General features: G+C 45.0%; 9 protein-coding genes. 2 read left to right on the plus strand and 7 right to left on the minus strand.

The window, feature by feature from the left end:
- Positions 1-6: 6 nt before the first annotated feature.
- The 4 genes from F1644_RS05795 to F1644_RS05810 form a co-directional block, all read right to left on the minus strand.
- Entirely contained in the window at positions 7-3360 is a 3354-nt protein-coding gene (locus F1644_RS05795) for a SusC/RagA family TonB-linked outer membrane protein (RefSeq protein ID WP_118261173.1), read from the minus strand.
- 78 nt (positions 3361-3438) lie between these two features.
- On the minus strand, positions 3439-4614 hold the full coding sequence (locus F1644_RS05800) for a FecR family protein (protein ID WP_158571909.1): 1176 nt from the start codon (positions 4612-4614) through the stop codon (positions 3439-3441).
- 135 nt (positions 4615-4749) lie between these two features.
- Positions 4750-5283 (minus strand): RNA polymerase sigma-70 factor, encoded by a 534-nt coding sequence (locus F1644_RS05805; RefSeq protein WP_118304773.1) that lies wholly within the window; start codon positions 5281-5283, stop codon positions 4750-4752.
- Positions 5284-5450: 167 nt separating this feature from the next.
- Positions 5451-7577, minus strand: a complete 2127-nt coding sequence (locus tag F1644_RS05810) for an HRDC domain-containing protein (RefSeq protein ID WP_118304774.1) — start codon at positions 7575-7577, stop codon at positions 5451-5453.
- Between the two features lie 339 nt (positions 7578-7916).
- On the opposite strand from F1644_RS05810, the gene F1644_RS05815 reads away from it, so the two are divergent.
- The gene (locus F1644_RS05815) at positions 7917-9152 is read left to right on the plus strand and encodes an MFS transporter (RefSeq protein ID WP_118304775.1); all 1236 of its coding nucleotides are present in this window, start codon (positions 7917-7919) and stop codon (positions 9150-9152) included.
- A gap of 63 nt (positions 9153-9215) precedes the next feature.
- On the opposite strand, the gene F1644_RS05820 is transcribed toward F1644_RS05815, so the two are convergent.
- From F1644_RS05820 to F1644_RS05830, 3 genes are all read right to left on the minus strand, one after another.
- On the minus strand, positions 9216-11243 hold the full coding sequence (locus tag F1644_RS05820) for a protein-disulfide reductase DsbD family protein (RefSeq protein ID WP_118304776.1): 2028 nt from the start codon (positions 11241-11243) through the stop codon (positions 9216-9218).
- 161 nt (positions 11244-11404) lie between these two features.
- Positions 11405-12952, minus strand: coding sequence for an Rne/Rng family ribonuclease (locus F1644_RS05825; protein ID WP_087421328.1), 1548 nt, complete (start codon positions 12950-12952; stop codon positions 11405-11407).
- A 187-nt stretch (positions 12953-13139) separates the two neighbouring features.
- Positions 13140-13424, minus strand: coding sequence for an HU family DNA-binding protein (locus F1644_RS05830; protein WP_027201488.1), 285 nt, complete (start codon positions 13422-13424; stop codon positions 13140-13142).
- A 340-nt stretch (positions 13425-13764) separates the two neighbouring features.
- Here F1644_RS05830 and F1644_RS05835 point away from each other — a divergent pair, with 340 nt between their 5' ends.
- On the plus strand, positions 13765-14178 hold the full coding sequence (locus F1644_RS05835; RefSeq protein ID WP_027201489.1) for a single-stranded DNA-binding protein: 414 nt from the start codon (positions 13765-13767) through the stop codon (positions 14176-14178).
- Positions 14179-14280: the final 102 nt, after the last annotated feature.

Raw genomic sequence — 14280 nt, forward strand, 5'->3', positions numbered from 1 at the left:
AGTTAATTAAAAATTAAGCCCTATCGAGAATGACACCGAACGCTCGAACGGATAACTGGTTCCCCGCTCCTCCTTGATCGAAGAAATCCGGAAAATATCATTCATATAAGCCGTGAAATTAAATGCCGACGCCCCGATATACTTCAACCACTCGGCCGTAGAGGTACGGTAACCGATATTGATTGAATTACAAGAGAACGTGTTCTCCTCCTCGATAAAACGGCTACTCATATTCGTCGATTTCGTATCGTCGATACGTTTGAAGCGAGCCTTATCTCCCGGCTTCTGCCAACGATCGTACAACGCACGCTTATCCTGGTTATACTTCAACTGCGACGAACTGATATTCTCCACCTTGTTAAACAACGTGGATAACGAAATCATACCGCCCACCCGATAAGAGAAAGAAGCCCCGAAAGAAAAACCTTTATACACCAACGAAGTCTGGAAAGCCCCCTGTACCTTCGGGTTACTGTCACCGATCAACACCTCGTCACTCTGCTTCCATTCATACGTGTACGAACCGTCCTTCTTAATAAAAATCTCGTTACCCGTGGCAGGGTCGATACCTGCCGAACGCACGGCGTACACCCCGGTCGTGCTTGCATTATCATAATAACGCAACAAAGAGGTACTTGCCTGCCCGCGCTCGTTGTACTCCTCCAACAAATTACCGATTTTCTTATATTTCGTCGTGTTATGATTCAAATTACCGCTAACATACCAGTTAAAATCCCGTTGTTTGAAAAAATAGTAGGTCATACGCACCGAAATCGAACGGTTATCCGTAGCTCCCACGTTCATCGGGGCAGTCGATGCTCCGGTAGAAGTCGGCATATCGATACGCACCAACAACGGATCCGTATTACGCATTTGATAATCGAAATTCAAATTCAAACGGCTATCAAGGAACTGAACATCCACCCCGAAATTATGCGTCACCGTGCGTTGCCACTTCAAATTGTTGTTACCCCACGTCTCCACCGAGGCTGCCAGCCCGAAAGGATTCGAATAAGCCGTATTGTACATGTAAATGCTGGACGACAACTTCGCATCGTAATTCTGGTTGCCAGGATTACCCAAAGAATAACGCAACTTCAAATAATTAATCACCTTACTGTTCGCCAAGAAATTCTCTTGATGCACGTTCCAACCGACACCCACAGCCCAAGTCGTCGTGAACGGGTCGTTGATACCGAACTGCGAAGCCCCGTTCGTCGTCAGGTTGAAATCGAGCAGATAACGCATATGATAAGCGTAATTCGCATTGAAATAATAACTCACGCTACGATTCTTACTGTCCGAGGCACTCGGTTTCCCCGTCGCATAACTAGATGAAAAATTCGGACTCGAAAACTGGTCGGTGGTATATCCTTGCGCCCCGAAACCGTATGACTCCTGCGTCTTGTCCGAGAACTGCATACCGGCAACCCCGTTCAACGTGTGCTCCCCGAAAGAACGCCCCACCGTCAAGTTCACGCGCCCCGTAACCGAATTACTCGTGGTCGAACTCTTCGTGTAAGTCCCCTTCTTATCTGCGTCGGTCTTCGAGAAAACCGTTTCGTTCGGTGAACGGAAACGCTCTGCTTCCGACTTAGACATCTGGTATTGCAAATTACCGCGAACTCGGAAATAGGTCAGGAAACGATACTCGATCTGGAAATTATTCGTGATATTCCACGTGTCCGTCTCGTTCGTGCTCGCTTGCTGGTAATCCCACAACGGGTTCCAAATATAATCGTAATTATTCGCTCCAGCAAGACTCTCCCGGTACACGTACTTGGGCACCTCTCCGTCAACCGTACGCTTTGCGTAAAACGGATTCATCTGCGAATATGAAGAAAAATCCACCGGGTTATTTATCGCCTTCGTCTTCCCGATCATCGTTTGATTGGAAAACGACAAATCTTTCACCCGGTAAGAAAGACGTATATTACCGTTCAAAATATCACGGCTAGACTTTTTCATCACACCCTGCGTGTTATTATAAGAAACTCCCACGCCATACAAGAACGTCTGGTCCCCCCCGTCAATGAAAACATTATGTCCTTGAGTGAATGCCGTGCGTAACGGCTCGTTCAACCAGTACGTGTCATACCCCTCCTGCACCAACTTCAACCGAGCATAATAACGTGCCCGGTTCGACTCGTTGATAATCTCTCCGTTCTCATCCAGATTACCTCCAGAAGTTTCCCGGTACACCCCGGCCAACTTCTCGTACTCCAACTTCTCCGCGGCATTCATCAAATTAAAATCACTCAAATCCGCCCAACCCACGGTAAAATTACCGGTATAAGAAAAACGCAACTGCCCTTGTTTCGGCTTTATAGTTTCAACAACAACCACACCGTTTGCAGCCTTCGAGCCGTAAATCGCCGTGGCCGAAGCATCCTTCAAAATAGAAATACTCTCCACGCGGTCCATATTCAAATCCTGAATCGTCTCCAGCGTCGTCTCGAAACCATCCAAGATAAACAACGGCTGGTTCGGATCTGTGCTATACTCCTGAGACAAATCCGTCACGTTAATCTTACCATTGATACTGATATCCAAGGCTGCATTCGGGTTAGATCCTTGTGCACGATTCTCCGTGATAATAAACGAAGGATCCAATATACTCAAACTCCGTAACACATTTTGCGGGCTAATCTGCTTCAATTCTTCCGCTTTAAACGTCGAAACGGAACCAGTAAAAGTCTCTATATTACGCGTATAAATACCCGTGATCACAGTCTCCTCCAACTCTGTCACGTCCTCCTCCAACTTTACGTCTATCACATTCTTGTCTCCAATTACCACCCGCTTGCTTTTCATTCCCATGAACGAAAACAACAACGCCAGATTCTTGGAATCACCGCACTCTATCGTGTACGTCCCGTCCACGCGGGTCGTCGTCCCCAATTTCGTTCCCTCGAGCATAACCGTCACACCCGGCAACGGCTGCCCCGTCTCGTCCTTCACTTGTCCCGTAATTTTTCGAGACTTCACTTGTTGTTGCGGTGCTTTAGCCTTCTCTTGCCGCTTCAAAACGATCGTCTTATCCTCTATCGACCACTCCAAATCGGTCCCTGCCAAACACTTCGTCAACACAACACTCAACCGCTCGTTCGTAAACCGCAATGTCAAGTTCTTCACCGCCGCCACTTGCTCGTCCTGATACAAAAAAGTAAAACCCGTCGATTTCTCCAAAATGGAAATAATCTCCGTCAAATTCGCGTTCTGCACCTCGAAAGAGACCTTCTCCTCCTGAGCATAGGTACTCAAGAACGACGACGCCAAAAAGATAACGCATATCACCTTTCGACACAACGCCCACAAGCCCCTTTTACCAAAAAGCGCTCCATGTTTCATTTTCACCATTTTTTTTAATTTAAATTAAACTAACGAACGGTCTTCTTCCCCGATTCACGACACAGCCTTGGGCCCTATAACTGTTTTTCATTTTTCGGTTATATAAATCGTCCTACCTTCTATATTAAAATTCAATCCTCCGGTCATCTCCAACATCCGCACGACTTGTTCAAAATTACCATAACGCCGCATATTTCCCGTGAATGAAATTCTTTTCGTTTCCTCGTCTTTAAACACGACCTTCACATCGTACCACCGCGACACCACCTGCATTACACGCTCCAAAGATTGCTGCCGAAACACGAATAGTCCCTTTTGCCACGCCACATAGGGGAACACATTTACCTCCACTTTGCTCAAATGTCCATCCTTATCCAACACTCCCTGCTCGTTCGGCTCCAACAACACACTCTCATTATCCGACGATAAACGCACTACCCCCTCCACCAACGTCGTCACCACACGCTCTTCTTCCGCATAACCGCTCACGTTAAAAATAGTTCCCAACACCTCGATTTTGGCATCCTCCACCTCCACCACGAACGGATGCTCCGGATCTTTTGCCACTTCAAAATACCCTTCTCCACGTAAAAACACCCGTCGCTCCCCGCGATCAAACTGCACCGGATAACGCAACTCCGATTCCGAATTCAAACACACCGAAGTCCCATCACCCAACACAACCGAATACTCACCACCCCGCGGTACCCGCAAAATATTGTATTGCAACTCCTCCGTGTCACACTTCTCCCGACACAACCTCTCCCCGGTATAACTCACTCGGCCCTCCGTCGAATGCACCTCCATTCCCTCGTGCATCCACACCGAATCCAACTGCCCTTTCCCCAACATCACGCATTCACCACTCGATAAAATCAACTCGGCCTTCGACCCCTCTGCGATAATCTCGGAAGCGGCATTCAAACGCTCTAAACCCGACAATTCCATCCGATCAAAGTAAAACCATCCCCCTAACAACAAAAACACGGAGGCAACCGCTGAAGAGAGATAGCAAAACCTTCGTACCCGCACTCGTCTCTGAGCACGTCTTTTTACCTTCGCATAAGCACGCTCGCTATCCGTACGCGCCCGTTGAGCCATCTTCATCTTCATAAACTCAACCGACATCACCTTCGCATACAACACCTCGTTCTCTGGGCTTTCCTCACGCCAAGACCGCACCTTCTCTTCCTCCTCCTCCGTTAAATTTTGTTGCCGCACCTTCACCAGCAACATCACCACTTCTGAATAATTCTCAAACATATCGTATTCATAATTTTCACGCATACGACACATCAAAAACAAAAATAGGTATTAAAAAAAGTGATTATTTTCTCATTTTAACACTTCAATTCTTCCAACACCTCAAGTAAAATACAATGAATCAAAAAGATAATATTAAATCAACGGAGCCAAAAAAAGATACAACTTTCCTAATTTTTCTTTCAACACCTGCTTGGCGGCCTGCTTGCGCTTTTTCACTGTCTCTTCCCCGACATTCAACTTCTGGGCAATCTCCTTCACTCGATACCCCTCCATCGACATCGTGATTACCTGCCGGTAGGTCGGTGGCAACGCCTCCATCGCTTGGTTCACTAACCTGAAAATCTCCTCTTCCATATACCGGTTAGCCTCCATCACATCCACCTTCTCCTCCCTATACGAACGCATCATCTCTTCCCTCAACTTCTCCCCACGTAAATAATTGAAACACCGAAAACGCACCATCTGGTAAACATAAGCCGAAAAATTTTCCACGGCCTTCCATCTCCCCCGTTGCTCCCACATCTTTACGAACACATCCTGCACCAAGTCTTCCGCCACGACCTCCTCCTCCACGTAATAACACGCAAAAGAAAGCAAAGAAGGATAATAATCCATAAATAAATCATGGAAAAAATTTTCTTCGCATATTATTTGCTTACTCTTCATAGAATCTCTTAGCTCACATTTGCGATACAAGTATACAAAGAATTCAATAAAAAGGTTTAAACTTAACTTACAAATTTGTTAATTATTTCCTTTATTGCATTTTTCAGCCTTGCTTATTCTAACCATTTCATACATCAGCCTACTCACTTACGAGATAACCAGAATCCCTACTTCTGTTGAAAGCGGAACTCATCCACCATATCCAGTAACACAGCCCCGTAACGTTCCACGATCTTTTTCCCAACTCCGGGAACTGCCAGCAATTCCTTTGAATTCGTGGGCAACGTGTTACTGATTCCCAACAAAGCTTTCTGCTGCAATACCGTGTACACGGGCAATTTCAATCGTTCAGCCTCTTTGTTCCTCCAAGCTCGAAGAGTTTCATATAACTTCGAGTGTAATATATCAGGAGAAATCTCCACTTTTTCCGCTCCGGCACGTTTCGCCTTAATCTTCACCTTCGGGGCATCAATTAACGCCTTCGCCTTCGCTCGTAAATAATCTTTTACAGAAAAACCGTTCCCGATCACTTTCAACGTTTCAAGTTTCAAGTTCACCTCTCCCCGAAAACGTTCCATATTTTGTTCCACCAACTTCCTCACCTCCTTGTTATCAATCTCCGGAATAGCCTCTTCCAAGAATTTTCCAAAAATAGACATCGTATGTTCCCGGAAATATTCCGCCCCCTTCTTCACCCGATCTGCGATCACCGGGTCCGCCTCGTAATTCCCATCTTCCGGCATCAACCGTTCCAACTGGTTCTGAAACCGTTCGGCCACCGCCAACAATTCCTCCGCACACTTGGCTCCCGCCACCCGGTAACGTTCCACCCAATCGGGATACAACCGACGCAACTGCTCATCCAGCACCCGGTACAAATAATGTAACCTCCACCGGATCGTCTCGTAATCGAATTGTTCCAGCAACAACTCCCTGAAATAAGACTGCCGGGCCTGTTGCAATTCCTCCTTATTCGGCTCCTTCAGTTCCGCCTCCCGCACGAATTCATCTATTGCCCCGTCACTCACCAGTGAACGCACGGTTACTGGGGAACTCAACACAAGTCCCTCGAACGTCTTGCAACGGCTCAACGCCACGTACACCTGCCCGTGAGCAAATGCTGCATTGGCATCCACGATCGCCCGTTCAAACGTCAACCCTTGGCTTTTATGAATCGTAATCGCCCACGCCGTTTTCAACGGGTACTGCTTAAACGTTCCCTCCACCGTCTCCGTGATCTCCCGAGTCTCCTCGTCTAACGTGTATCTCGTGTTCGTCCATTCCTCCGGGGTCACCTGAATCTTCAGACCATCCTCTTTTCCTACCACCTCGATGGAACGGTCATTAATAGCCGTGATCTTACCGATTTTCCCGTTGTAGTAACGCTTTTCCGGTGATGAATCATTTTTCACGAACATCACCTGCGCCCCCTGTTTCAGCACCAACGTCTCCTCCGTGGGATAAGAATAAGTGGGGAAATTATCCTTCACTTCTGCCTTGAACGAATAAGCCCTAGTCGATAATTCTGCCATTTTCACGTCGTTAATCCTTTGTGCTTGGTGGTTATGTGTTGTCAACGTGATATACCCCTCGTCATCCGAAGGCTTAAAGCCCGGTACATACCTCCGGTTCAACATCCCCAACACCGCGGCATCCACCCGGTTCTCCCGTACCCGGTTCAACAGGTCCACGAATTCCCGATCCTGTTGCCTGTAAACGTGTTTCAACTCGATTGCCACGTAACGGGTGGCTGCCAAAGCCTTACTATGGAAAAAGAACGCCGATGCGTAATGTTGTTTCAACAACGCCCACTCGTCCTCTTTCACCACGGGAGCCAACTGCTGCAAATCACCGATCAACAACAACTGCACCCCACCGAAAGGCTCGTTCTTGGAGCGGTAACGACGCAACATATCATCCACCGCATCCAGCAAATCTGCCCGTACCATACTGATCTCGTCAATCACCAGCAAATCAATCGTCTTGATAATATTGATCTTTTCCCGGTTAAACTTGTGCGTGTATTGCAATTTTTCACCTCGCTCCACCGTATCCGAACTTCCCGGCACGTATGGCCCGAACGGCAACTGGAAGAAAGAGTGGATCGTCACCCCACCCGCATTAATTGCCGCCACTCCCGTGGGAGCAACCACAATCATCCTTTTGGGTGATCTCCGTTTCAATTCCCGCAGAAACGTAGTTTTTCCTGTTCCCGCTTTTCCTGTAAGAAACACGTTCACTCCCGTATATTCCAAAAAGTCATACGCCAATTCCAGTTGAGGATTACTTTCCATGAATCAAGATTTTACACGAATTATCATTCTATTCGGCCTTCACAGACACGCAACTCGTACAAAGGTATGAAAATAATCTATTCGTATCACGGCAATTATACACAATCACGTACACCTCTTGATATTTTCGATTATTTTTTAGGATTATTCTTTACAGATTCATATATTTGTAGAAATTATATACAATACCATTTATGAGATTTCAAAACTTCATTATGGGCATTCCGTATCGGGTTCGTGCCTAATTTAATCCCGGAAAAATTCCTCCGGACTTTTTTAAAACTTTCCTCCTAACCGGGAAGTATCAAGGTATTGTTTTCTCACTTTTAATAAATTACCATGAATAACTGGAAAAAGGTATTCGCAATTATATGGACAGGACAGTTTTTCTCCATACTGACCAGTTCTCTCGTTAATTTTGCCATCATTTTATGGCTAACCTTTGAAACTAAATCGGCAGAAACTTTGGCTTTCGCCACGATTGCCGCCATGTTACCGCAAGGCATCTTAGGTATGTTTTCCGGAGTATTTATTGACCGGTGGAGCAGGAAGAAAATCATGATCCTGTCTGACAGTTTCATTGCTTTCTGCACGCTTATTCTAGCCTTTTTATTTTATTTCGAACAAGCGGAAGTTTGGCAAATCTATCTATTGTTAGCACTACGATCGATAGGTTCAGCTTTCCATGCTCCTTCAATGCAAGCATCTATCCCATTACTCGCTCCAGAATCTCAATTATTACGGATCGCCGGGATCAACCAGATGATCAATTCTGCCTGTAATATAGCCGGACCAGCTTTAGGAGCCTTGGCAATTACCACGCTCGCCATGCCTGTCGTGCTTATGCTCGACGTGATCGGAGCCATACTCGCCTGTACCTCGCTGGCTTTCGTCAAAATACCGAACCCACCACCCGGTGAACATGCGGGAGAAAACAATGTCCTTCAAGACTTAAAAGAGGCTCAACGGGAGGTTGTCAGCCACCGGGGGATGCCATTATTGTTAATCCTCTCGATCATAGCCACATTTTTTATCATGCCAGTCAGCGTGCTTTTCCCTTTAATGACCCTCAATCACTTTTCAGGCGATGCTTTCCAAATGAGTCTGATTGAAGCCATCTGGGGAGTCGGAGCCCTATTTGGGGGAGTAGCCTTGAGTATCAAACAATACAAGATCAACAAAATCACGCTGATCAACCTGACATACATCCTCTTGGGAGCCGGATTCACGGCATCTGGCCTACTATCTCCCAATGCTTTTGTCTGGTTCGTCATGTTTACCGCATTTGAAGGCGTGATCGGGTCATTATACTTTGCCTCGTTCACAGCCGTTATCCAGACGAAAATCAACCCGGCAATACTCGGACGAGTATTTTCCATATACATGAGCCTTAGTATGCTCCCCTCCATGCTCGGATTAATGAGTACCGGGTTTATTGCCGATCACGTGGGGATTACAAACACGTTCGTCATTGGTGGGCTCGTGATATTAGCTATCGGGGTTATATCATTCTGCCTCCCGTCCTTGTTGCAAGTGGGTAAATTGACCGTTAACGGGAAAACCCACAATATCTAAAGTATATAAATTAAAAGCCACCTCGAAAAAGGTGGCTTTCAAATATCTGATCAATTCGATAGATTACTTTCCGGCACGAGCTTTATACTCTTTCAAACCGTCTTGCAAGAATTTCACGAAAGCATCCCGATCTTTATTATAACCTCTAGCGGGTTGTAATACATGCGGTTTCAATACTTTCTCGTTACCTTTACGGCTATCTAACAAGATATAGTTCGGTTGAGCGTTCGACTCGAATTGCTTGATCTGGAAGTCTGTATTCTTCTTTCCAAGCGTGTTTTTCTTCTTTCCGTCATACTCTGACACGTAAACCTCTTCTGCTGGTAATTTAGTCTTATCGTCCACGTAAAGAGCCACGATAATATAATCATTCTTCAACATTTCAAGCACACGAGGATCAGACCAAACGCTTTGTTCCATCTCACGACAGTTCACACAACCGTGACCGGTGAAATCAATGAACAAGGGTTTATCTTGAGCTTGTGCGGCTTTCAATGCCTGATCATAATCGAAATAACCATCCAACCCGTGGGGCAAGTGCAAGAAATCAGAGTATTTTACAGGTTCGTTGGATGCGGCACTAGCGGCACCTTGTGTTCCACCTACCTGCACGCCACTCTTCATGATCTCTTTCGCATTGTCACGCACGATACGGTTAATATCGAAGTCAATCGTTTCTTGTGGCGGGAAATATCCGGCCAAAGCTTTCAACGGTGCCCCGAACATACCCGGGATCAAATAGATCACGAATGACATGGTAATAATAATCATCACCAAACGAGGTACTCCGATATATGGTAAATCGCTATCGTGAGCGAATTTGATTTTACCCATCAAGTACAATGCTTGTAACGTGAACACGGCTACCCAGATAGCGATGTAAACCTCACGGTCTAACAATCCCCAGTGGTAAGTCTGGTCTGCTACCATCAAGAACTTGAATCCAAGGGCAACCTCCACGAATCCTAATACAACTTTCACCGCATTTAACCAACCTCCTGATTTCGGTAGATTGCTTAATTTTGAAGGGAAGAAAGAGAAGAATCCGAAAGGCAATGCCACGGCGATAGAGAATCCTAACATACCGATGATCGGGCGTAATACAGATCCGCGTGCAGCCTCTACCAACACGGTTCCCACGATCGGGGCGGTACAAGAGAATGACACCAATACCAACGTGAATGCCATGAAGAAAGCTCCGATGTAACCACCTTTATCAGCTTGTTTGTCCGATTTATTTACCAACCAAGACGGCAACACGATCTCGAACGCTCCAAAGAAAGATGCAGCGAAGATCATGAATATAATGAAGAAACAAATATTAGGCAGCCAGTTCGTACTCAACCAGTTAATGAATCCCGGTCCTAACAAGAACGAAATGATCAATCCTAAAGCGGTATAGATACCAACGATAGACAAGGCGAAGAAAATAGCTTTTGCCTTTGCTTTTGCTTTATTACTATCCCCATGCATGAAGAATGACACCGTCATCGGGATCATCGGGAACACGCAAGGCATCACAACTGCCAGTAATCCACTACCAAAAGCCACCCAGAAGAACAGCCACAAGGAATCATCCTCGGTTGCATCCTTCGTTTCATCGGCAGCAGCAACAGTAGCTTTATCGGCACCTTTGTTACCCAACTCGATCGCGAAATCCTTCTCCCCCGGCACACAAGCACCTTCCTGACAAGCCTGGAATTCAACGCTTCCTTTCACGGTAGTAATGGAAGGATCGGTAACTTTGATCTTTTGGGTTATGGTGTAATTATTTGAATAATACCACACATCGACTCCGAAAACATCATCATGCTTTTTACTTGGTTCACTCTCCTCGGCCGTACCCACTAATTCGATTCCCTCTCCCACTTTCTCAATGGTAATTGATGTAGGCATGGGACCACCTGCCGGGGTTGACATGGAGTAAACCGTCCACCCGGGTTGAATGGTTGCTTTAAAGGTTAAAGCGTATTCGTTATCCCCGGTTTTCTTCTGTGAAAACGTCCAACTTGTCGGGTCAGACATTTGAGCGAAAACCGAAAAGGTTCCCACGAACAACGTAAAGATCAACGTCAATAGTCTCTTTTTCATAAAAAATTATTTAATAAAACATCAATTTGCATGCTTCTCGAAATCGTATGCATTATCACACAGTGGACGCAAAAGTACCATATAATTTGTTCTCACACAAATTCATGGTACTATTTTAACATCGTTTTAAGATGGAATGACGAAACTGTAAGTAAAAACACCTACTCAGGTTCTATTTCTCTATTAAAACGATTAAAAAACTTATATTCGTAAATATAAAAAGAGGGTACTCCGACCACCTTTAAATGGATATGGTGCTTGAAAGCCCACTTCCTACGCAAAGACCAGAAACCTTTTTTCAAATACGCCTCCACAAAGGGGTGTACTTTCAATACCAGATTCTTGATTTTCTTCTCCTCGACCAAGAACTCAAGCTGGTCTTCAATCTTATCAATCACTAAAACAGCTGCATCTGCTTTACCGGTTCCATGACACACGGGACAAGTCTCCGTGGTCGTCACGGTCATTTCCGGACGTACCCGCTGGCGCGTGATTTGCATTAATCCGAATTTACTCAGAGGGAGTATGGTATGCTTGGCACGATCGAGTTCCATTGCCGAACGCATCTTATCGAACAACTTCTGGCGGTTTTCCGCTTGTTGCATGTCAATAAAGTCGATCACGATAATACCTCCCATGTCTCGCAATTGTAACTGACGAGCCACCTCGTCGGCAGCAGCCAAGTTTACTTCCAGGGCATTTGATTCCTGATCGTCGCCCAATTTCACACGATTTCCGCTATTCACGTCTATCACGTGAAAAGCTTCCGTATGTTCTATAATAAGGTATGCCCCGTTTTTAAACGAAACGGTACGTCCCAGCGAAGACTTGATTTGCTTGTCCACCCCAAAATGATCGAAGATCGGTACCTCGGTTGACACAAATTTAACGATACCTTCTTTCTCCGGAGCTATCGTGCTGATATAACGCTTAATTTCTTTACTCAATGCTAAATCATTCACATAAATGTTCTCGAACGAGGGATTCAATATATCCCGGAGAATAACGCTGGTTCGGTCAATCTCTCCCAAAATCAGCTTGGGAGGCTCTATATCCCGAAGATGTTTGAACGCGGTCTCGAAACGTTCAACAAGTTCTGTTAATTCACTGTCAAATAGCTCGGCATTCTTGCCTTCAGCGACAGTTCTCACGATCACCCCGAAATTCTTGGGGCGTATACTTTCAATCAGTCTTTTCAAACGCTTCCGTTCTTCGACCGATTTTATCTTTTGTGACACGGATACCTTTTCCGAGAAAGGCATCAGAACTAGGTGGCGCCCGGCAATACTCAACTCGGAGGTCAAGCGCGGGCCCTTGGTGGAAATAGGTTCTTTCGCAACCTGCACGGCAACATATTGGCCGACAGAAAGCACGTCCCCGATCTTCCCGTTTTTACTGATTTCCGGCTCCAGTTTTAACTTGGCTACAGGCATCCCCTTCCGGGCTATACATTGCTTTATATAGCTATCCAAAGAATAAAACTGGGGACTGAGATCAAGGTAATGCAGGAAGGCATCCTTTTCATAGCCGACATTAACGAAAGCGGCATTCAAACCGGGCATGATTTTCTTCACTTTCCCGTAATAGATGTCACCTACCGCAAATTTAACGCTAGTCTTCTCCGTTGTCAACTCTACCAACCGCTTGTCCTTTAACAAGGCGATTACTACTTCTTCCGCTTTTACATCTATGACTAACTCAGTATTCACTACCTGATCAATTAATGTATTAATCAAAATAAACCTAAAGGCATAGCCCTTAGGTTTATAATCTCTAACTCACAAACGATGACTACTTCTTTTTGTGTCTGTTCTTTCTCAGTCTCTTTTTCCGTTTGTGAGTGGCCATCTTATGTCTCTTTCTTTTCTTTCCGCTTGGCATAATTTCACTCCTTTCTTATTTTACTTGATCTTTCACCTGATTGACGAAACTCTTCGAAGGCTTGAACGAAGGAATAAAGTGTTCAGGAATCTTGATCGTTACATTTTTAGAAATATTACGAGCGGTTTTCTCAGCTCTCTTTTTCACTACAAAACTTCCAAAACCTCTTAAATATACATTTTTTCCATCAATCACAGAACCTTTTATTGCTTCCATAAAAGCTTCAACTGTAGTTTGTACCGCAGCTTTCTCGATACCAGTGGTTCTTGAAATTTCATTCACGATGTCCGCCTTTGTCATTTTCTTTAAGTATTTAGTATTCAATATTATATTTCATTTCTTCTAAATTTCAGACTGCAAATATATATCTTTTCCACAAACAATGAAACAAACTACCGCATTTTTGTCAATATTTTTTGTGTTCTATATCTTTAATTGTCAACATCGGACACATCCCTGCACCACTTTTTCCAACAAGCCTTTACCTTGCCTGTACCTCATTTAAACTGGTAACAACAAAGTTATTACTTTCAATGATCGGGAATAAATCACGAATCATAACAAGATGGCATTGGGATTATTTTTTTTCTCCGAAATTATTCCGTAATTTGTGACAAATTTTAATCCATACATATTATACATGGTAAACAAAGTTATTCTTATCGGTAATGTCGGGGCTGACCCGGACGTAAAATATCTCGAAGGAGGTGTTGCCGTGGCAAGATTCAGCCTTGCTACGTCGGAGGTGTACAATAATAAAAACGGAGAACGTGTAACTCAAACCGAATGGCACAATATCGTTCTCTGGCGGAATCTGGCTCAAATAGCCGAAAAATACGTTCGCAAGGGGATGATGCTTTACATCGAGGGACGTATCAGAACCCGTTCATGGGACGACCAAAACGGGGTGAAAAGATACACGACCGAGATTTACGGGGATAATTTCCAGATGCTATCCCGCAAACAGGATAACGGGGATAAACCTCAAGACACGCACATGCCACAAGCACCCGATTTAAGCGGTGGTGACGACAGTGACGATCTCCCGTTCTGAAAGATAAAAGCTAAAAATTAAAAACTAAAAGTTTGAAGTAAACGATTTCGAACAAGGAAATCAGGCTTTAAACGATTAGTTTTTAGTTTTTATCTTTTATCT

It is taken from the genome of Butyricimonas paravirosa (assembly GCF_032878955.1).
GTDB lineage: Bacteria > Bacteroidota > Bacteroidia > Bacteroidales > Marinifilaceae > Butyricimonas > Butyricimonas paravirosa.

What these genes read in the sequence shown, in the direction of transcription:
- F1644_RS05795 (WP_118261173.1), bottom strand. Translation starts at nt 3,360, where the DNA reads ATGGTGAAAATGAAACATGGAGCGCTTTTTGGTAAAAGGGGCTTGTGG.
- F1644_RS05835 (WP_027201489.1), top strand. Translation starts at nt 13,765, where the DNA reads ATGGTAAACAAAGTTATTCTTATCGGTAATGTCGGGGCTGACCCGGAC.
- F1644_RS05805 (WP_118304773.1), bottom strand. Translation starts at nt 5,283, where the DNA reads ATGAAGAGTAAGCAAATAATATGCGAAGAAAATTTTTTCCATGATTTA.
- F1644_RS05810 (WP_118304774.1), bottom strand. Translation starts at nt 7,577, where the DNA reads ATGGAAAGTAATCCTCAACTGGAATTGGCGTATGACTTTTTGGAATAT.
- F1644_RS05830 (WP_027201488.1), bottom strand. Translation starts at nt 13,424, where the DNA reads ATGACAAAGGCGGACATCGTGAATGAAATTTCAAGAACCACTGGTATC.
- F1644_RS05800 (WP_158571909.1), bottom strand. Translation starts at nt 4,614, where the DNA reads ATGTTTGAGAATTATTCAGAAGTGGTGATGTTGCTGGTGAAGGTGCGG.
- F1644_RS05815 (WP_118304775.1), top strand. Translation starts at nt 7,917, where the DNA reads ATGAATAACTGGAAAAAGGTATTCGCAATTATATGGACAGGACAGTTT.
- F1644_RS05820 (WP_118304776.1), bottom strand. Translation starts at nt 11,243, where the DNA reads ATGAAAAAGAGACTATTGACGTTGATCTTTACGTTGTTCGTGGGAACC.